Origin of the sequence: Thiobacillus sp. (genome assembly GCF_013693775.1) — a bacterium.
Taxonomy (GTDB): Bacteria; Pseudomonadota; Gammaproteobacteria; order Burkholderiales; family Thiobacillaceae; genus Thiobacillus.
In genome coordinates this window covers 2241802-2260363 of the sequence record NZ_CP059257.1, presented here as the reverse complement: position 1 = coordinate 2260363, position 18562 = coordinate 2241802, and the positions used below count along the sequence as shown (strand labels likewise).

General features: G+C 60.7%; 21 protein-coding genes and 1 tRNA gene. 8 read left to right on the top strand and 14 right to left on the bottom strand.

Going from position 1 to position 18562, the window contains the following annotated elements; genetic code table 11:
- The first annotated feature begins 131 nt into the window (after positions 1–131).
- The gene (locus HZY77_RS11185; RefSeq protein ID WP_018509203.1) at positions 132–428 is read left to right on the top strand and encodes an HU family DNA-binding protein; all 297 of its coding nucleotides are present in this window, start codon (positions 132–134) and stop codon (positions 426–428) included.
- 277 nt (positions 429–705) lie between these two features.
- Here HZY77_RS11185 and HZY77_RS11180 read toward each other — a convergent pair.
- Positions 706–780, bottom strand: a tRNA-Phe gene (locus HZY77_RS11180).
- A gap of 474 nt (positions 781–1254) precedes the next feature.
- Positions 1255–2415 (bottom strand): SLC13 family permease, encoded by a 1161-nt coding sequence (locus tag HZY77_RS11175; RefSeq protein ID WP_296814714.1) that lies wholly within the window; start codon positions 2413–2415, stop codon positions 1255–1257.
- A 388-nt stretch (positions 2416–2803) separates the two neighbouring features.
- Here HZY77_RS11175 and HZY77_RS11170 point away from each other — a divergent pair, with 388 nt between their 5' ends.
- From HZY77_RS11170 to HZY77_RS11145, 6 genes are all read left to right on the top strand, one after another.
- Positions 2804–3475 carry a DUF2238 domain-containing protein gene (locus HZY77_RS11170; RefSeq protein WP_296814711.1) on the top strand — a complete coding sequence of 224 codons (672 nt, stop codon included), beginning with the start codon at positions 2804–2806 and terminating at the stop codon, positions 3473–3475.
- Positions 3472–3957 (top strand): pyridoxamine 5'-phosphate oxidase family protein, encoded by a 486-nt coding sequence (locus tag HZY77_RS11165; protein WP_296814708.1) that lies wholly within the window; start codon positions 3472–3474, stop codon positions 3955–3957. The genes HZY77_RS11170 and HZY77_RS11165 overlap by 4 nt, the downstream gene beginning before the upstream one ends.
- 99 nt (positions 3958–4056) lie before the next feature.
- Entirely contained in the window at positions 4057–4953 is an 897-nt protein-coding gene (locus HZY77_RS11160; RefSeq protein WP_296814705.1) for a BON domain-containing protein, read from the top strand.
- 114 nt (positions 4954–5067) lie between these two features.
- Positions 5068–5421, top strand: a complete 354-nt coding sequence (locus HZY77_RS11155; protein ID WP_296814702.1) for a hypothetical protein — start codon at positions 5068–5070, stop codon at positions 5419–5421.
- A gap of 156 nt (positions 5422–5577) precedes the next feature.
- Complete coding sequence (locus tag HZY77_RS11150; RefSeq protein WP_296814698.1) at positions 5578–5844, top strand: DUF4212 domain-containing protein; 267 nt, start codon at positions 5578–5580, stop codon at positions 5842–5844.
- A 24-nt stretch (positions 5845–5868) separates the two neighbouring features.
- Positions 5869–7680 (top strand): sodium:solute symporter family protein, encoded by a 1812-nt coding sequence (locus tag HZY77_RS11145; protein ID WP_296814694.1) that lies wholly within the window; start codon positions 5869–5871, stop codon positions 7678–7680.
- A gap of 58 nt (positions 7681–7738) precedes the next feature.
- On the opposite strand, the gene HZY77_RS11140 is transcribed toward HZY77_RS11145, so the two are convergent.
- From HZY77_RS11140 to HZY77_RS11110, 7 genes are all read right to left on the bottom strand, one after another.
- Complete coding sequence (locus tag HZY77_RS11140) at positions 7739–8446, bottom strand: 3'-5' exonuclease (RefSeq protein ID WP_296814691.1); 708 nt, start codon at positions 8444–8446, stop codon at positions 7739–7741.
- Positions 8443–10332, bottom strand: coding sequence for a DUF294 nucleotidyltransferase-like domain-containing protein (locus tag HZY77_RS11135; protein ID WP_296814688.1), 1890 nt, complete (start codon positions 10330–10332; stop codon positions 8443–8445). The genes HZY77_RS11140 and HZY77_RS11135 overlap by 4 nt, the downstream gene beginning before the upstream one ends.
- Before the next feature lie 144 nt (positions 10333–10476).
- On the bottom strand, positions 10477–11316 hold the full coding sequence (locus HZY77_RS11130; protein WP_296814683.1) for an L-type lectin-domain containing protein: 840 nt from the start codon (positions 11314–11316) through the stop codon (positions 10477–10479).
- A gap of 269 nt (positions 11317–11585) precedes the next feature.
- Complete coding sequence (gene groL, locus HZY77_RS11125) at positions 11586–13232, bottom strand: chaperonin GroEL (protein ID WP_296814681.1); 1647 nt, start codon at positions 13230–13232, stop codon at positions 11586–11588.
- 48 nt (positions 13233–13280) lie between these two features.
- Positions 13281–13571 (bottom strand): co-chaperone GroES, encoded by a 291-nt coding sequence (gene groES, locus HZY77_RS11120; protein ID WP_018509198.1) that lies wholly within the window; start codon positions 13569–13571, stop codon positions 13281–13283.
- A 270-nt stretch (positions 13572–13841) separates the two neighbouring features.
- Complete coding sequence (locus HZY77_RS11115; RefSeq protein ID WP_296814678.1) at positions 13842–14450, bottom strand: hypothetical protein; 609 nt, start codon at positions 14448–14450, stop codon at positions 13842–13844.
- Between the two features lie 68 nt (positions 14451–14518).
- Complete coding sequence (locus tag HZY77_RS11110; protein ID WP_296814675.1) at positions 14519–15622, bottom strand: phage tail tape measure protein; 1104 nt, start codon at positions 15620–15622, stop codon at positions 14519–14521.
- Between the two features lie 16 nt (positions 15623–15638).
- On the opposite strand from HZY77_RS11110, the gene HZY77_RS11105 reads away from it, so the two are divergent.
- Positions 15639–15986, top strand: a complete 348-nt coding sequence (locus tag HZY77_RS11105) for a hypothetical protein (RefSeq protein ID WP_296814672.1) — start codon at positions 15639–15641, stop codon at positions 15984–15986.
- On the opposite strand, the gene HZY77_RS17830 is transcribed toward HZY77_RS11105, so the two are convergent.
- From HZY77_RS17830 to HZY77_RS11085, 5 genes are all read right to left on the bottom strand, one after another.
- Entirely contained in the window at positions 15878–16405 is a 528-nt protein-coding gene (locus HZY77_RS17830) for a phage virion morphogenesis protein (protein WP_363154631.1), read from the bottom strand. The genes HZY77_RS11105 and HZY77_RS17830 overlap by 109 nt on opposite strands.
- A gap of 26 nt (positions 16406–16431) precedes the next feature.
- Positions 16432–16956 carry a Mor transcription activator family protein gene (locus tag HZY77_RS11100; RefSeq protein WP_296814669.1) on the bottom strand — a complete coding sequence of 175 codons (525 nt, stop codon included), beginning with the start codon at positions 16954–16956 and terminating at the stop codon, positions 16432–16434.
- Positions 16957–17034: 78 nt separating this feature from the next.
- Positions 17035–17568 (bottom strand): hypothetical protein, encoded by a 534-nt coding sequence (locus HZY77_RS11095; RefSeq protein ID WP_296814665.1) that lies wholly within the window; start codon positions 17566–17568, stop codon positions 17035–17037.
- Positions 17561–17692 carry a hypothetical protein gene (locus HZY77_RS11090; RefSeq protein ID WP_296814663.1) on the bottom strand — a complete coding sequence of 44 codons (132 nt, stop codon included), beginning with the start codon at positions 17690–17692 and terminating at the stop codon, positions 17561–17563. The genes HZY77_RS11095 and HZY77_RS11090 overlap by 8 nt, the downstream gene beginning before the upstream one ends.
- Before the next feature lie 56 nt (positions 17693–17748).
- Positions 17749–18561 carry a phage protease gene (locus HZY77_RS11085; RefSeq protein ID WP_296814660.1) on the bottom strand — a complete coding sequence of 271 codons (813 nt, stop codon included), beginning with the start codon at positions 18559–18561 and terminating at the stop codon, positions 17749–17751.
- Position 18562 lies beyond the last annotated feature (1 nt).

Sequence of the window (18562 nt, the reverse complement as noted above, 5' to 3'; positions counted from 1 at the left end):
CGTTCTTCAGGAATGGTGTGGTTTGAACCTGACCCTTTGTGTGGCTGATGAAGGGGAAGTTGTGTGCAGATAAGCCAAGGAAGCCTGAATGCTTGTAGTATTTAGTTCTCTCAACCAACGAAGGGATATTTATGAACAAATCCGAATTGATCGAAGTCGCCGCAACCGAGGCAGACATCAGCAAGGCCGCCGCTGGCAGAGCACTCGACGCAATCCTTGATGCAGTCGTCAAGGCCGTGGCGAAAGGGGACACCGTGACCCTCGTCGGCTTCGGCACCTTCAAGTCGTCCAAGCGTGCTGCGCGTACTGGCCGCAACCCGCAAACCGGCGCCGAGATCAAGATCGCCGCGTCGACGGTGCCGCGTTTCACCGCAGGCGCCGGCTTCAAGACCGCCGTCGCAGGCAAGAAAGCCGCGAAAAAGAAGTGATGTAACACAAGCGGGGAGGGTACCGCCCATCGTGGTGCCATCCCTGCTATCAATACGGGCCGGCGTCTCTCGCCTTCCCGCCCGTGTCATGTTTGCCATGACGTCAGGAAGAACAAGCCTTTACCGTACTCAGTGCGTTCCGGATCACGCCAAGTCGATTTGCCCCGTACCGATTCTCAGCGAATGTACATCCCGGGTGATGCCTGATGTGTCTGAAAGAGGGCAATGGGATGACTGGAAATGAAAACGGCCCGCGAAAAGCGCGAGCCGTTGGAAGTGGTGGCCAGTCTCGGAATCGAACCAGGACACGCGGATTTTCAATCCGCTGCTCTACCAACTGAGCTAACTGGCCAGTCCGCGGTCATGCGACCACGTTGAGATCAAATGCATGGCTGCACAGCCTGACGCATTTGTTTTGCGATGCCAATGCAAACGCCGAAGCAGGGAGCCGCCGTTTACATGCGGGGCGCAGTATAAGCGACCCACCGGGTTTTGTGAAGCTGTGGCCGCGCAGCCTGAAGGTCGGTCCTGCTGGTACGCTGTCGGTCCTTGAAGAATTTGGCAACGTCTTTGCTTGTGATGGAACAGGCGTCGTGATCATGTCTCAGTCAGTCCATCGCCTCCCGGCGCTGGCGCCTGAGCAAGACGATAATCAGCGAGCTCGCCCCTAAATGGTCCGGCAGGCCCACCCCATCTCCGCCTGCCTGCGCGAAAGGTCGTGAGGCCGGTGATGCAAACGTTGGACGGGAGGGAAGGAGGGGAATTCGCCCCGTCATGGCAGTGAGATTCACACCCATCCACTCGGCTATTGCAGACATTCCGGGCCTCAACTGCCCGCGTGGATGAGTGCCTCGGGAACCCAGCCCAACACGAAATACAGCACCCAGAAGCCCAGCACGTAAGCGGCCGCCACGTGCCAGCCTTCGCGGATCCAGCGCCCGGTGTTTTTGGCTTCTTCGAATTCGTTGGTGATGGCGACGCCGGCTGAGGAACCGAACCAGATCATTGAGCCGCCGAAGCCGACCGCGAAGGCGAGCATGCCCCAGTCGTAGCCGCCCTGATCGAGCGCGAGCTTGGTGAGCGGGATGTTGTCGAACACGGCCGACACGAAGCCAAGACCGAAGGTGGTATGCACCGAGGCTGCAGGCAGTTTGTCAACCGGCATCAGGCTGGCGGCGGTGACGAGGAAGATCAGGAACAGGCTGCCCTTGAGTGCGTGGAACGCCTCGCGCCAGGGCGCCGGACGGATCAGCGCGCCGAGCAGGATGGCCACCCACACGCCGACCGCGGGAAGCCCGAGGATCACGTTGGCCGCGATGGCGCCGCCGATGATGAGCCCGACCACGCCCAGCCGCATCCAGTCGACCGTGTGGTCGCGCGGCCAGTCCTTGCGGATGGGCTGATAGGCATGCTGCTTGTGGGCGGCGACGAAGGCCGAGAAGGCGACGGCGACGATCGAGGCGATGAAGGCGTCGGCGACGTGGATGGCGGGCACGCCGGCGATCCACATCATGGTGGTGGTGGTGTCGCCCACCACCGAGCCGGCGCCGCCGGCGTTGGAGGCGGCGACGATGGCGGCGAGGTAACCCACCATGACCTTGCCCTGGAAGACGCGGCGCGCGATGACGCCGCCGATCATGGCCGCGGCGATGTTGTCGAGAAAGCTGGAGATCACCGCCACCAGCACCAGCAGCAGGAAGCCGCCGCGCCAGTCGTCGGGCAACCAGTGCGGCAGCAGATCGGGGACGTGCGACTCCTCGAACACCTTGGCGAGGATGGCAAAGCCGAGCAGCAGGCCCAGCAGGTTGAGCAGCAACGGCGCTTCGTGTCCGAGGTGGGGCAGCAGCGGGTAGCCCAGCTCCGAGACCTTGTAGAGCGCGATGACCACGAGTCCCGTCAAGGCGATCTCGAAGTTGCGCTGGTGCATGAGGGCCACGCCCAGCAGGGTCAGGGCGAAGAAGAAGAACTCGACGGGAAAAGGCAGCATGGCGGGATGGTCGTTTATTGGAAAGGCGGGGCACCAAGACTCCGCGCTGCGATTCTATGCGCTATAGGGTGCGCGCATCCAATCCGTGCGCAGTTTGATCGCCTGCTCGCGCAAACACGGCAAGCCTGCATCGAGACCACCGGCCAGCGTGGCGGGATGGGGCGGGGAAGAGAGTGGGTGTTTCCTGCGGGTTCGATCGGGATCATCATGAATCCCGCAACGATGGATCCTGTTACCGGTCTACTTTTTCCATAACGTAATATTGGAGGCGAGGCATTCTCAAGACCGGCAGGAATCATCAGGATAGTTAGCCATGGCTGCCGTCCCTGATATTCATGAATGAAGTGAGACCGAACATTTCCATCAAGCGCTTCGGCAGGAGTTTCTTTTGCTACGCCCCTCTCTATTTCTGATCGGTTCCGCGGCACTCATGCTGTTGCTGGTGCTCTCCGGTATCCACCCCTTCGATCGCACGACCTGGGTGCTCGAAATCTTTCCCGTCCTGATCGCGCTGCCCGTGCTCTGGGCGACTCATCGTCGCTTCNCCTTGACCTCTCTCCTTTATAGCCTGATTTTCGTGCATGCCCTGGTCCTCATGGTCGGCGGCAAGTATTCCTATGCCCGGGTGCCCCTCGGATTCGAGATCGAAGGCTTGTTGCATCTGGGCCGAAATCCCTACGACAAGATCGGCCATTTCTTCCAGGGTTTCGTGCCGGCCCTGATTGCGCGCGAGATATTGATTCGCGGCGAATTTGTCCGTGGCAGGAAAATGCTGGCCTTCCTGTCCGTATGCGTCGTGCTCGCCATCAGTGCGAGCTACGAACTCATCGAATGGGCATCGGCCGTCGCGCTCGGACAGGGGGCCGAAGAGTTCCTCGGGACGCAGGGAGACGCTTGGGATACCCAGTCCGACATGCTGTTTGCGCTTATCGGAGGCATGATGGCGATGCTGTTTCTCTCGCGCATTCACGACAGGCAGATCCGTCGTTTGCGCATCGTGACGCCGCCAGCCGGACCGGCAGTCCACCGCAGCCGCGCAGCGGGTTCTGAACCCTTATGATCTCCGCCCACGCCCAAATACTCTGTGATCTGCTGCGCACGCAGGAGATCGCCGCCCTCGGCACGCTGCACCAGGGCCGTCCCTATGTGTCCATGGTGCCCTTCGCCATGCTGCCTGGCGAAACGGATTTCATCATCCATGTCAGCCAGCTCGCGGCCCATACCAGGNACATGCTGACGAGTCCGCCGGTGAGTCTGCTGGTGATCGCGCCGCCCGTGCCCGGGGTGATGGCGCAGGAGCAGGCGCGCATTACGGTGCAGGGCGAAGCGGTACAACGGGTCGCCGGTACGTCTGGGCATGCCGCCGCGAAGGCGGCTTATCTGGCGCGCTTCCCGCAGAGCGAACCGATGTTCGGTTTTTCCGACTTCTCGCTGTTCGTCATCGTGCCGGACACGATTCGTTTCGTCGGCGGGTTTGCACAGGCAACGACGATTTCACGGGAAACACTGGCCGAGGTCCTGGGCCAGGGCGCGCCGCGCTGAAAGCGCGTTTTCGCGTCGCGGTCGGCCCGCCATCGCATACAGTAGGGAGGGCAGGCCGGGCAGTGTCGGTGTGCTATGTTGAACGAGGAGGTGTCCACCATGCAAAACGCTCATCCGAACGCCCATTCGACCGTCAAATCCGTACGCGCGGCGCTGGAGCGCGAATCGCGCATCGATCTGCATCGCTGGCCCGTCAGCATCGAGTTGACCACCGACGATGCGCTGGTTCTGGAGGGCGAAGTCGGGAGCGTCGCCGCCAAGAAACGGGCGCTGGAGATAGCGGGATCCTGGCACAACGTGCGCGGCGTAGTCGACCGCCTGCATGTGGCGCCTTCCGAACGCAAGGGCGACGGTGCGATGCTGGATAGCCTGACCGCTTCGTTGCTCGGGGCGGCCGAATTGAAGAACTGCACGCTGCGTGCGGTGAAGAAAGGGGGCGCCCGGATGGTGCAGGAATCGGGTGGCGAGGATTCCAGCGGCGATATTCTGGTTTCGGTGAAAGCGGGGATCGTGACCCTCGACGGCTGGGTGCTCAGCCTGTCGCACAAGCGCATGACAGGCGTGCTGGCGTGGTGGACGCCCGGTTGTCGCGACGTCGTCGACTGCCTGGAGGTGCTCCCGCCGGAACAGGACAATGACGACGAAGTCAGCGACGCGTTGTCGCTGGTGCTGGAACTGGATCCCCTGATTCCCCACCCGGAACAGATCCATGTCCAGACGCGCAATTACGTCGTCACGCTGGAAGGCCTGGTCAATACGGAGACAGAGAAAACCCGGGCCGAGCAGGATGCCTGGTGTCTGTTTGCCGTGGACAAGGTGGTCAACCGGCTCGCCGTCGGGGATAACAAAGGCAAGCATGGTGACGTGCCCCGGCCCGGTCAGGCGCGCGACGACCGGATTTTCAGGGGATGTTCATCGGCCGCATCAATACGTCGGACAGTACGGCCCAGGCGGGTCAGTCGATCATCACAATGCATGCACGGATGCCGCGCCTGACCTCATGGCGGCCGATTGGGAATGTGACGCAACGCGCTTGCATGGCGGGGTTGCAAGCGGCCCAAGGATGGGTGAGCATGCGGTTTCTGGCTCATACGCAAAACTGGATAACGCATGGATGACTGGTTTGTCTGGCTTGCCCGCTTGATGTTCGTCGGCATTTTCCCCTTGGGCATCGGCATGCTTTTCCGCGCCTGGTCCATCGCGGTGCGCGGGGATTATCGCTACGTGGCGGATTGGCGCGGCCGGTCGATTCAGGAGNGGAAACGCTGGGCTCCTGTCGTCCTGGGCATCAATGGACTGTGCGGGGCGGGGCTGCTTGTGGTGGGGATACTGGTCCTGCTGATCGGTCTGCCGTTTGCAATCTGGTCGGGGCTGACGGCATTCATTATCTGGAGCTATTATTTTTCCCTGCAGGTTGTTGTGCAGCGCGCCAGGAGTCAGCGCGCGATCGCCGGACCTGCCTGAAAGCGCTCGGAGTTTTCCGGAGAATGGTTTGAATTGACTATCGCCGGACGGCCGGATGGGCTATACCGTTGCAAACGGTGTAGAGTGCGCGCAATAACATAAGCAAAAGCAAGTCCGAACTTGTTCATAAATCACAGCCACCAGGGAGAACTGTCGATGTCAAGACCACAAGACTTTGATGCAAAAGCGTACTGGAGTGCAACACTCCGGCTACTTGTCATAACACTCGTTATCTGGTTCGTTGTTTCGTTCGGTGCCGGCATCCTGTTCCGCGATGCGCTCGACGGCATTCACCTCGGCGGTTATCCCCTGGGCTTCTGGTTTGCCCAGCAGGGTTCCATCTTCGTCTTCGTCGGCCTGATCTTCTGGTATGCCAAGCGCATGGACAAGATCGACCGCGAGCATGATGTCCACGAAGAATAAGCACAAGACCGAGGAGATAGCACAATGGATCTGAAAACCCTGACTTTCGTCGTGGTGGGCCTGTCGTTCGCCCTCTACATCGGCATCGCCATCTGGGCGCGCGCTGGCACCACCAAGGAGTTCTACATCGCCGGTGGCGGCGTTCACCCGATCATCAACGGCATGGCGACCGGCGCTGACTGGATGTCCGCCGCCTCCTTCATCTCCATGGCCGGTCTGATCGCCTTTCTTGGTTATGGCGGCTCGGTCTACCTGATGGGCTGGACGGGTGGCTACGTGCTGCTGGCCGTATTGCTTGCCCCGTACTTGCGCAAGTTCGGCAAGTTCACCGTGCCCGAGTTCATCGGCGACCGGTATTACTCGCAGACGGCACGGATCGTCGCGGTGATCTGCCTGATCTTCATTTCCTTTACCTACGTCGCGGGCCAGATGCGCGGCGTCGGCATCGTGTTCTCCCGCTTCCTCGAAGTGGACATTACGACCGGCCTGATCATCGGCATGGGGCTGGTGTTCTTCTACGCGGTGCTCGGCGGCATGAAGGGCATCACCTACACCCAGGTGGCGCAGTACTGCGTGCTGATCTTCGCCTACACCATCCCGGCGGTGTTCATCTCGCTGCAGATCTCCGGCAACGTGTTCCCGCAGCTCGGGCTGGGCGGTCACATGGGGGACATGTACTTCCTCGACAAGTTGAACAAGACGGTGACCGATCTCGGTTTCTCCGCCTACACGACCGGTAGCAAGACCATGATCGACGTGTTCTGCATCACCCTGGCCCTGATGGCTGGCACGGCGGGTCTGCCCCACGTGATCGTGCGTTTCTTCACGGTGCCGAAGGTGCATGATGCCCGTCTGTCGGCCGGCTGGGCGCTGGTCTTCATCGCCATTCTTTACACCACCGCTCCGGCGGTGGGCGCCATGGCCCGCTACAACCTGCATGCCACGGTGAATACCGCGGTGGCCACCGGCGGTGACAAGTTCGCCNCCGATGCCAGCATCGTCGGCGAGACCCGCCCCGAGTGGATGAAGCGCTGGGAAAAGACCGGTCTCATCATGTGGGACGACAAGAACGGCGACGGTCGCATCCAGTACTACAACGACAAGAGCAAGAACCCTGAGGTCCTCGCCAGGGCGGAGGCCGCCGGCTGGAAGGGCAACGAGCTCGGTTCCAAGAAGGATGGCAAGTTTGTCGGCACCGTTGACAACGACATCATGGTACTGGCCAACCCGGAAATCGCTCATCTGCCCAACTGGGTGATCGCCTTGATCGCTGCCGGCGGGATCGCGGCCGCGCTCTCGACCGCCGCCGGCCTGTTGCTGGTGATCTCCGCCGCCATCTCGCACGACCTGATGAAGNGGGTGTTCGCCAAGGACATTTCCGAGAAGGGCGAACTGATGGCGGGCCGTGTCGCTGCCGCCGTCGCGGTGCTCGTGGCCGGCTACCTCGGCTACAACCCACCAGGCTTCGTCGCGCAGGTGGTGGCGTTTGCCTTCGGCCTGGCCTGCGCGTCGCTGTTCCCGACCATCGTCATGGGCATCTTCAGCAAGTCGATGAACCGCGGCGGCGCGATCGCCGGCATGCTGACCGGCCTGGTGTTCACCCTGGCCTACATCATCTACTTCAAGCGCGATGTGCTGCTCGGCATGCCCAAGGTGCCCGATTCGGACTGGCTGTTCGGCATCTCGCCGGAAGGCATCGGGGTCATTGGCATGATCCTGAACTTTGTCGTCTCCTATGTGGTGATGAAGTTGACGCCCGTGTGTCCGGATCACATCCAGCATCTGGTCGAAGGCATCCGCTACCCGCGGGGTGCCGGTACTGCCCAGGCACACTGATCGAAAGTTGGTGAAGTAAAGGCCCCCGCTGCGGCGGGGCCTTTGTTTTGCATGGTCGTCAGACCGACAGGGTTTGCCGCCTGTGTTCCTGCTCCAGCCGCTTCAGGCCCCCAAAACTGGCCATCCCGCGCGGCGCCAGGCCAGGGCGCAACGCCAGCAGCAGTTCGGCCGTGGACAGGGCATCGGCCAGGGCATTGTGACGGGCGTAATTGCCGATCCCGAACCGGCCCATCCAGTCATCCAGCGTGCGATAGCGCCGGGCAAGTTGTGGGTGCAGCGCGGGCGCCACATATGCCAGGTCGGCCCAGGCATGCCGGAAATCGAGCCCAAGGAAGGTGCGCATGGCCCGGCCGATCATCGACTCGTCGAACGCGACGTGAAAGGCAATGAGTGGATCCTTGCCCAGGTATTCGAGAAAGGCGAGCAGGGCATCGGCAGCCGGCATGCCCTCCCGCTGGGCGGTGCCGCCGATCCCATGGATCAGGATGTTGTCCTTTTCGCTGACCTGCGCCTGTTGCAATACGATTTCGAAACTGTCGTCCAGCCGGATGCGTCCGTTCGCCACCGCGACCGCGCCAATCGCGATCAGGCGATCGCGGCTGATATTGAGCCCGCTGCTTTCCACGTCCACCACCACGTAGCGGCTTTCATTGAAAGGCGTGTTTTGACGCGGCGGCGGCAGCGCCTGCCAGGCGGCCAGGCGCTGCATTTGTGGTGAGGTCAGGTCCGGCTTTCTGCCGACGAGCCGATCCAGCAGCCAGCTCATACCTGGTAGTCCAGGCCCAGCTTGGTCTGCAGCTTGCGTGCCTGGCGAAAGGCTTCCTTGAGAATGCGCTGGTCGAGGTTGTTGAGCGTGTCGGGATCCACCCGGTTGGTAAGCGTTGTGCCCTGCTCGCTTTGCATGTGATGCAGGCGCAGGCGCAGCAATTGAATGAACAGGAAGGCCTGGCAGTAGGCGTCGGCGTCGCGCGTGCTGATATTCAAGGGAAGGGCGATCTCGCGCAGGCGCTGCAGCGTGTTGGTGTGCGTGCCGCCGGTCGCCAGGCTGAAAATGCGCGCGGCATCGACGAAAGGGGTGATGCCGTTCATCTTGAGATCGATGGTGTGATCGTCACCCGTTACGAAATCGCGCACCATGCCGAGGGGCGGTCGGTTGCGCAAGGCATTGACGGCAAGCTGGTGGAGGAAGCGCGAGTTCTTCGGTGCGGCTGCCTGCAGCCATTCACGCAGCGCCGTCCCAAGGTGGGTCGCACCGTAGAGCGGACGGAAGTCGAAGAAAATGGTCGAGTGCAGCAGATCCATCGGGGCGCCGTGGTAGATCCATTTGTCGAACGTGGTCTGCCATTCATCGAGCGACAGGCACCATTTCGGGTTCGACGCCATGACGTCGCCGCCGCACAGCGGAAACCCGCACTCCGCGAGGGCGAGATTGATGCGTTTGGCAAAGGGCAGCAGCACCGCACGCAACGCGGCCGGGTCCTGGTTGTCCTTGAGCGCGAAGATGATGCCGTTGTCCTGGTCCGTGTTCAGCGTCTGCTCGAAGCGACCTTCGGAGCCTAGCGCCAGCCAGCAGAATTCGATGCCTCGAGCCGGGCTCTCCTGCAACTCCAGTTCGATGATGCGTGTAGTCAGCAGGTCATTGAGCGTCGTGATGATCTGGGTCAGCTGCTCGGCGGCCACGCCCTGGGCCAGCATGTTGCGGGCAAGCTGCTGGATGTCGCGCGCGCATTGCTTGAGCAACGCAAGATCGGGTGCATGGCGGATGGCTGTGCTGATCCGGCTCAGCCCGACGCGTTGCAGGCTGAACAAGTCCTTTTCCGATATCACGCCGGTCAGACGGCCGCTGTCGGTTACCAGCACATGACGAATACCCTGTTTGGCCATGGCGAGGGCAGCCTCATGGGCGGCGGCATGGGGCGGCAGGGTGATGAGATTCGTGCTCATGATGCGGATGACGGGTTCGTCGAGATCCATTCCGGCCAGGGCTACGCGGCTCAGCACGTCGTGCAAGGTAAGGATCCCCTTGGGAACACGGGATTCCACGGCAACCATGGCGCCCACGCCGTGGTCTTCCATGCGCTGCAGCGCCTGCCGGATGGACGTGTCCGGGGCGCAGGTCACCGGCTCGCGCCGGATGACGGACGCGAGACTGCTGCTCATCGACTGCTGTTCCGAACTGGCCTTGGAATAGCCCGCCTGGATGAGATGCTTCGATTGCTCGAGCAGATTGGCGATGCGGCGGGTGCAGAAATCATGGAAGGCTGCGCTCAGGCGGGTCAGCTGCAGGAAGTCGCCGGCCGGCAAGGCATAGCAAAAGACATCGCTGCTGGCACGATAGACGCTGGTGACGGGGCGATCGGCGAGCAGTGCGCCCAGCGGGAAGCACTCGCCCTCGTGCAGTTCCAGCCAGGCACTGTCCTCCTGCGTTTGTGCGATGCCCTGCTCGCCCTGCACGATGCCTTGTTTGATGATGAGGAAAGGAACCGGGTCGCTCTGTCCGGGCGAGAGGATCACTTCACCCTTTGCAAAATAGCCCAATGTCAGTTTTCGGGCCATCCACAGCAGGTGTTCACGGGCCATCTGGTCAAACGGCGCAAACTGGCTCAGGTGCTCAACGGTCGCCTGAATCAGTGAATTGGCAGCCTCCGACATCGTTTTCCCTCGGCGTGTCTTCTGGTTCGTGGCCCATTATCGTCAGGTGCCGGCGTATTTCGCAAGGCGAGTTATCGGGCAGGCAACGGCCGCCCATAAAAAGCGGTGGGCAATTGCCACCGCTTCAAAGGCTGCTGAAACGATTTAATTTGCGCGTTTACGCATGAGGCGAGTAAGTACCAGCCCCGTACCCAGCAGCAGCAGCGATCCCGGTTCGGGTACGGAGTTTCCGCCCCCGCCAATCGGTGCGAAGCGGTCTTCCAGCGTCCAGCTGAGAACGTCGTGATTGGCGTATGCCGCACCGGTGCCCGACGTAAAGCCGACGAAAGCATTGGTGGTACCCAGATCGCTCGCCAGATTGCGCGTCAGTGACAGAATGGCGCTGGCAGGGCGTACAGCGGAACGGCCCAGGCGGGCTTCCAGCAGATTGGTGCTGCCGTCGTAGTCGATCCACGCGTTCCAGATGTCGCCATTGTTCATGTCGGCTTCGGTCACTTCGGCAAGGGCGATCGAATTGACGCTGCCGTTGACATCGACGCCGACGTGGTTGCTGCTGTTGTTGTCTCCGGCGCCATTGTTCCATGTGTCGAATTCGATGCCGACGCTGTTGTTGATGCCGGCATAGCCAATGCCGCCGCCAGCGCCGCCGACGTTGTTGCCGACGGTCTGTACTACGAACACCAGGCCGTCGGCGCCGCATCCTTGACCATCGCAGGCGCCGCCGGGATTGGTGAAGCGAAACTGGAAGAAGGTACTGAACGAGGCGTTGGAGGCAAGGGAAACCGTGCTGGTCGAGAAGGCGCTGCCGGACTCGCCATAATTCGCGGGCGTCAGCCGTAGTACGTTGCCCACCTGAGCGGCATTGCCATTGAGTGTGAGACCGGCCACGCTGGAAAAATCCGGGTAGCTGATCACGGCAGCACCGGCCTGCCCCGCCAGGGTGAGGATGCAGGCGGCAGCTGCAAGCTGTTTGATCGTTTTCATTCGTTTCTCCCTTCTTGGACGTTTCCCATCGCACAGCAAATACCGGGCCATCAGATGATTTGATCTTTTATACATCTGTTTAATCAATGGCTTGTTGCATTTTCCCGTGGGGTGTTTGCATCAGGCATGGGGCATTTGATACTGGAACGTAAAAACGCCGACAGATGCCGATTGCCAAGAGGCTTTGCTGGATAAAAAGCCCCGCCGAAGCGGGGCTTGGGGACTGCTTGAAAACCCGAAACGGGTTAAACGGGCAGGCGTTTGCTTCTTTACATCATGCCGCCCATGCCACCCATCCCGCCCATGTCGGCGCCGCCCATCGGCATGGCCGGCTTGTCTTCCGGCAAGTCGGCGACCATGCAGTCGGTGGTCAGCATCAGGCCGGCGATCGACGCGGCGTTCTGCAACGCGGTGCGGGTGACCTTGGTGGGGTCGAGCACACCCATCGCCACCATGTCGCCGTACTCGCTGGTGCCGGCGTTGTAGCCGAAGTTGCCGGTGCCTTCGAGCACCTTGTTGACCACGACTGACGGCTCGTCGCCGCAGTTCTTGACGATCTGGCGCAGCGGCTCCTCGATCGCGCGCAGGACGATCTTCACGCCGGCGTCCTGGTCGTGGTTGTCGCCCTTGACGGCAGCGGCCGCGGCCTTGGCGCGCAGCAGTGCGACGCCGCCGCCGGGGACGATGCCTTCTTCAACGGCGGCACGCGTGGCGTGCAGCGCGTCTTCGACGCGAGCCTTCTTCTCCTTCATCTCGACTTCGGTCGCAGCGCCGACCTTGATCACCGCCACGCCGCCGGCCAGCTTGGCCTTGCGCTCCTGCAGCTTCTCGCGGTCGTAGTCGCTGGTGACTTCGTCGATCTGCTTGTTGATCTGGGCGATGCGGCCCTTGATCGCGTTGGCATCGCCGGCACCGTCGATGATGGTGGTGTTTTCCTTGCCGACTTCGATGCGCTTGGCGCGGCCGAGGTCCTGCAGGGTGGCCTTCTCCAGCGAGAGGCCGACTTCCTCGGCGATCACGGTGCCGCCGGTCAGGATGGCCATGTCTTCCAGCATCGCCTTGCGACGGTCGCCGAAGCCGGGNGCCTTGACGGCGCAGGTCTTGAGGATGCCGCGGATGTTGTTGACCACCAGCGTGGCGAGCGCTTCGCCGTCGACGTCTTCGGCGACGATCATCAGCGGCTTGCCGGCCTTGGCGACCTGTTCCAGCACCGGCAGCAGGTCGCGGATGTTGGAGATCTTCTTGTCGAACAGCAGGATGAAGGGATCTTCCATGATCGCCATCTGCTTGTCGGGGTTGTTGATGAAGTAGGGCGACAGGTAGCCGCGGTCGAACTGCATGCCTTCGACGACGTCGAGTTCGTTCTCCAGACCCGAGCTGTCTTCGACCGTGATGACGCCTTCCTTGCCGACCTTGTCCATGGCGGCGGCAATGATGTCGCCGATCGAGGAGTCGGAGTTGGCGGAAATGGAGCCGACCTGGGCGATTTCCTTGGAGGTCTTGCAGGGCTGGGAGATCTTCTTCAGTTCGCCGGTGATCGCGACGACGGCCTTGTCGATGCCGCGCTTCAGATCCATCGGGTTCATGCCGGCGGCGACGAATTTCATGCCTTCGTTGACGATGGATTGCGCCAGCACGGTGGCGGTGGTGGTGCCGTCACCCGCGACATCGGAGGTCTTGGAAGCGACTTCCTTGACCATCTGCGCGCCCATGTTCTCCAGCTTGTCCTTCAGCTCGATTTCCTTGGCGACCGACACACCGTCCTTGGTCACGGTGGGGGCGCCGTAGGAACGGTCGAGCACCACGTTGCGGCCTTTCGGACCCAGGGTTACCTTGACGGCGTCAGCCAGGACATTGACACCAGCCACCATGCGGTGACGCGCAGAATCGCCAAAACGTACGTCTTTTGCAGCCATGCTTTAACTCCTAAATTGAATTCGGTTGGATTGCGTGTCAGCGGATGATTACTGCTCGACCACGCCCATGATGTCTTCTTCGCGCATCACCAGCAGTTCGTCGCCTTCGACCTTGACAGTCTGGCCAGCATATTTGCCGAACAGCACGCGGTCGCCGACTTTCACGTCCAGCGGAATCAGCTTGCCCTGGTCGTCTTTCTTGCCTGCGCCGACGGCGATCACTTCACCCTGGTCGGGTTTCTCGGTCGCGGTGTCGGGGATCACAATCCCGGAAGCGGTCTTGCGCTCTTCTTCCATGCGCTTGACAATCACTCGGTCGTGCAGAGGACGGATTTTCATTGCAAAGTCTCCATTGCGGTACGTTGATATAAGGCAGCCGGAGCTGCCCGAAAAATGAGGAAGCGGCGAAGGTGTTGTTAGCACTCGTCGCCATTGAGTGCTAATAGTAGAGGCGCAGAGTTTCAATTTCAAGCCCATGGACGATTGTCGGTCGCCATTAGTGTGGCGAGGCAAAAGATTTGAAACTTTGGGGGTTAGAAATGAAACAAAAAGCCTCCCAACTGCCACGGAAAATATTAGACAGCGACACGCGGTGTCACTCTATCGGGGTTATGGCATAGCCCACGCCCGGCCGACGTCGACGCGCACCGGCACGCGCGGATTTTCAGAGCGCACCTGCGTTACGCGGGCGCGGCCGTCCTGGTCGATCTTGACGTGGACCGTGCCGCCAACGCTGTGGTGACCGGCACCGGAAACCGAAGGCGCGCGCGGGCGCGGCGCGGGAGACGTCAGTTCGATCGCCTTGTCCGTCAGCCATTTTGCCGCAGTCAGTGGGGACAGCACCTTGAGCAGGATCGCGCCGACAGCGCTGGCCTTGCTCGAAATCCAGTCCCAGAACTGGCCGAACCACTTCTTCAGCTTGTCCCAGTTCTTGTAGATCAGGTACGCGCCGCCGGCGATGGCCGTGACCGCCAGCCCGATCGGGTTGGTCAGAAAGGCGCGGCCGAGCCATAGAAAAGCCCTGCCCACCCAGGGGATGACGCTGCCCAGTACTCGGAATACACGGACTCCAACCCCGAAGGCCAGCACCGCGCCATTCCAGAGCGGCGTCACCAGGGCGACGTATCTCAACACGCCGGCCAGAGCGAGCGCCATTGCGCCTAGTCCACTGGAGGCAGCAGCGACAGCGAGCGTAGCCAGGCCGACATATTTGGACACGGTCGGCCATTCCTTTACCCACTCGCCGACTGACGACGAAATGCGGCCGAACCACTCCGCCAACGATTTCAGCTGCGGCCCCATCGCTCCGGCAAACGCCGCGATCGTATTGCGGAACGTGCCGGTCGCGGCCTCCCACACGTTGGCAAGCGTGCCCAGCTGCGCGTTGACGCGCTTCTGCAGATCGGCCTGTTTTTCATGGATTCCACGATCTTGTCGTAGCCATCCAGCCCTTGTGTAATGACCTGCGCCAGCATCTGCTGATCCTGGCCGCCGCCGGTCAGCGTCTTCAGGATGGCGTTCAGCCTCACCGGATCGAGGTTTTTCAGCTTGTCGAACTGCGCGACGAGATCCCGCATCGGCTTGAGCTGGCCGTCTTTATTGAACAGCTCAAGTTTCATTCCCGGCGCCAGCAGCGCGTTGGCCTTGCTCAGCTTGGTCTTGTCCGCCATGTTGCTCAGCAGCGAGGCGAACCCGGTACCGACCGTTTCGCCGGAGAGGCCGCCCTTGACCAGCATCGCGTACAGCGGCGCCAGCGCCTTGGTCGCTTCCAGCCCCTGAATCTTGAAGGTCTTCAGCGCGCCGCCCGAACGGCCGAAGGCGTACATCATCTCGGTCGAGTCCACGCCCATGAAGTTCAGGCGCTGGATCGTGTCCATCAGCCCCATCATGTCGCGGTCCACGGTGCCGGTCGCGTTCTTCATCCTGGCCGCGAACTCAGCGGCGCCGTCCGGCGCCATCTTCAGCAGCACGGCAAGGTTGGCGGCCGCCTCGCCCACGCCGCCCAGAATCGAGGCGTCGGTGATGTCGTAGGCCTTGAGCTTGGACATCATGTTGAGGAAGTCCGCCGTGGTTCCAGGCAGCCGGTCGCCCAGCTTCACCGCCAGCGCGTTCACCTGCTCGAACGCACCGACCGCACCATTCTTGTCCATCATCACGGTTTTGAGCCGGACAGAGGCATCTTCCAGCTCGGCAAATGCCTCGATCGGCTTGGCCAGTGCCGCAGCAGAAGCCGCGCCAGCAATAGCCGTGCTGCGTCCAAAGCGTTCGCTGACATCACGGACCTTATCGATTCTTTCAGCCAGTGCGCCAAAGCGATTCTGCACGTTGCGGACGACCGGCGATATCTTGTCGAACGCCGTCAACACCAGGGCGAATTGCATCGTATCCATATGCTAAGCTGGCCTCATGAATAAGCTGACGGAAACCGTATTCGGCCTGTTTGGCATGGCCCACATTGGCGCTACGGTGTGGCTCGGTTTCCTGGAAGGGTTTGTTCCAGCCCTGGTGTTCTTCCTGTTCGGGGCCGTGTTCCTGGGCGGGATCGCCGCCATCGCGGAGAAGATCGGCAACGCGCTGGAGAAGGTATTCCGCCCCCGGCGACATAGATCAGTCTTGATGACTTCGGTAGCCGCATCGCAATTACTTCAGCTCGACGAATTGCCGTACCTGCTCCAGGATGCTATCGCGGTCATAGGCAGAAATGCCAAGGAACGGCCGAGCTGGAATATCGCCCCACAAATTAGGGAACTGTGATTTTTTGCCGCCGAACTGAAGCATGGCACCGTACAAAAAGGGGTGCCCACCTGTACGCTGTGGCCCGCCACCTTGTAGCCGATGATGTGCGAAAGTAATCGGGTTTCGCCGATGAGTGGCCTCTTGGCCGCGAGCATTGCGGCCGACTTCTTGGTTAAGCGGCCAGCATCGGCGCCGCGCTTGATGTAGTACCCGTCCTTAGTGCCGATGCGCTTGCCGGTTTTTTCATGAATCCCGTCGAATCGCCGTAGGTATTCCAGGAGCGTTACAGGACTATTATCGGGCCAGCGCGTGCCGTCCGGCCCTGTGCCTGTCTGAAAGCGCTGCTTGGTCGAGTCGATCAGGACTTCGCCGATGGCGGCAAGCAGAGGCTGAGGCTGTTTGACGGCGGAAACTACTCGGCCAAATACGCGCAGCACCTCTGCATCATTTGCTTCAACCTTGATCACAAAGCACTCCCCGATGCTCGCACACGATCGCGTGCCAAAGCTCGCTGCTTGGCGATGATGCGATAAATGTGAACCTCGCTCATGCTGTACTTCACAGATAATTCATGTATCGACAATTTCCCCATTTCCAGAAAAATCCGATAGTTTTTNAGGGCCATCTCCAGAGCCAAGCCACGCGGCAGATAGAAGCTGTGCCCGCCGTGATAGCGAGCCAGCGCCCGCATCACGATGATCGCAATCTCGCGGGCCCGCTCTTCGTTCGCCCCCGCATGGGCCAGCGCATCCCGCGCCACGTCCAGCATGTCCACCAGCATTTTCGGCCAGTGACATTCAATCTCGGCCGGCAGTATCGCCAAGTCCGCATCCGGTGTCAGTGGCTCGCCGTCGAAAAGTTGCCGTTCTTCCAGAGATTCAATCATCGTAAAGGGCGGTACGATTTCAGAGTCATACAAAAAAACCTGCTTAGCCACCGCGGAAAGGCAACCGAGGCGGGGGTGGGCAGGTGGACCCTGGCGGATCATTTCCCCTCGTAGCTGGTCAGATCAGCCACGAGCATGTATCCCTATGAACCGCCTCCTCGGGACACACCTTCGAGCAAGCTATTCCACCACCACGCCCTGCAGTTCTTCGGCCAATTCGTCGCGCTCGGCTTGTAGCGCATCGATCTCCGCGTTCAGTTTTTCAAGTGCACCTCGACGATCGGCAAGCGGCAATCCGGGGTCAGGCCAATATAGGTTGTTGATGGCGTCCTCAAAGCGCTTCTCGATAAGCTCGCCAAACATCCAGAAAAACGCATCAGGCTTGAAGGCAATTCCGGGATTGGCAACTTCACCGTCAAGGTACGGAATCATCTGTACCCCACCACCACTGAGAACCCTCTCATGGTTGATGAAGTTGAGATGTCGTCCATCTCGGGCCCATTTCATTTTCAGCCGCGTGGGGAACGATTCCGCGCGGCGCTTGATGTCTTCGCGGACGTACTCCATCAAATCGCTTTTTGCCAAAGGCGCATCGGCAATTTCATTGCGCTTCGTCACCAGAGCGTCGATTTGCTCATCAAGTCCACGTATCTTCGCCACCACTTCATTGGCGGCTTTGCCCATCTGAGCAAGCAACGACTTGATTTCAGACATTGTCGTCACCTTTGTCCAGTTGTACCGAGATGTTGAGGCTCTTCGCGGCAAACGGTTTGTTCACCTTCTCGATGGCGCCGCATTCCAGCAGCTCAGCAGCATCCTTGTCGCCAAGCTCGATCATGCTTCCCGCAGGATATTGATCGCCGTTGTAATTTACGTTCACGCACGTCCGATATCTCATTTCCCACCTTCTTTAAAAACATGATTGACGGCTTGCAGGGTAGTCACATAGACCCCTGCTGCAGCTTGTTCCTTTTGGTAGGCCAAGGCTTTGTTGGATAGNGAAAGCGCTGCGGCTTCTGCTTCGCGCCCCAGGTGCTGGCCAGATGCGACCGATGATCCGGCATAGCGTGCTGCAGCAAGATCGGTAACATTGTTGACGGCTTGCATCGGGGTCACATAAACCCCGCTNGCAGCTTGTTCCTTTTGATAGGCCAAGGCTTTGTTGGCTAGGAAAGCGCCGCCGCTTCTGCTTCGCGCCCCTGGCGCCGGCCAGGCGCGACTGATGATCCGGCATAACGTNGCTGCGGCAAGATCGGTAAGCCCATCCAGTGCGGGCGTATTCGTGAGTGCAGCGCTTAATATGGAAGACACGTTTCCGCTCTTGTCGAACGTGAAGACCGGCGAGATGTAGCGATACTCACGCGTCGCGATCATCTTTGCCGCGATATCGGTCCACCTGGCATCAATGACATAGAGCCCATCGCCGTCCCGCCACTCCATTCGCTTGAACCAGCCTGCAGCCGGAGCCGGTGCGCCATTACGGTTCGCATTGAGGCTCTGATGCTCGTAGTCAATCACGAACTCGTTGGCACGGGCGTTCGCCGTGCCAATGATCGCCATAGCCGCCTCCCGGCTTATTGACCACCCCGCGATATTGTCGGGGCGCCCATCGCTGGCACGAAAAAGGCCGTCCGGAATGAGTCGAAACACGCTCTTTGCCGAGACGATCTGTTCCGTACTGCATTGGGCCTGAGCATGATGATTCATT

Bases quoted from the DNA above. Each gene is read 5' to 3' on its own strand.
- HZY77_RS11150 (WP_296814698.1), top strand. From the start codon at position 5,578: ATGTCAAGACCACAAGACTTTGATGCAAAAGCGTACTGGAGTGCAACA.
- HZY77_RS11090 (WP_296814663.1), bottom strand. From the start codon at position 17,692: ATGATCGAGCTTGGCGACAAGGATGCTGCTGAGCTGCTGGAATGCGGC.
- HZY77_RS11110 (WP_296814675.1), bottom strand. From the start codon at position 15,622: ATGGATACGATGCAATTCGCCCTGGTGTTGACGGCGTTCGACAAGATA.
- HZY77_RS11140 (WP_296814691.1), bottom strand. From the start codon at position 8,446: ATGAGCTGGCTGCTGGATCGGCTCGTCGGCAGAAAGCCGGACCTGACC.
- groES (WP_018509198.1), bottom strand. From the start codon at position 13,571: ATGAAAATCCGTCCTCTGCACGACCGAGTGATTGTCAAGCGCATGGAA.
- HZY77_RS11130 (WP_296814683.1), bottom strand. From the start codon at position 11,316: ATGAAAACGATCAAACAGCTTGCAGCTGCCGCCTGCATCCTCACCCTG.
- HZY77_RS11135 (WP_296814688.1), bottom strand. From the start codon at position 10,332: ATGTCGGAGGCTGCCAATTCACTGATTCAGGCGACCGTTGAGCACCTG.
- HZY77_RS11185 (WP_018509203.1), top strand. From the start codon at position 132: ATGAACAAATCCGAATTGATCGAAGTCGCCGCAACCGAGGCAGACATC.
- HZY77_RS11095 (WP_296814665.1), bottom strand. From the start codon at position 17,568: ATGTCTGAAATCAAGTCGTTGCTTGCTCAGATGGGCAAAGCCGCCAAT.
- HZY77_RS11175 (WP_296814714.1), bottom strand. From the start codon at position 2,415: ATGCTGCCTTTTCCCGTCGAGTTCTTCTTCTTCGCCCTGACCCTGCTG.
- HZY77_RS11160 (WP_296814705.1), top strand. From the start codon at position 4,057: ATGCAAAACGCTCATCCGAACGCCCATTCGACCGTCAAATCCGTACGC.
- HZY77_RS11105 (WP_296814672.1), top strand. From the start codon at position 15,639: ATGAATAAGCTGACGGAAACCGTATTCGGCCTGTTTGGCATGGCCCAC.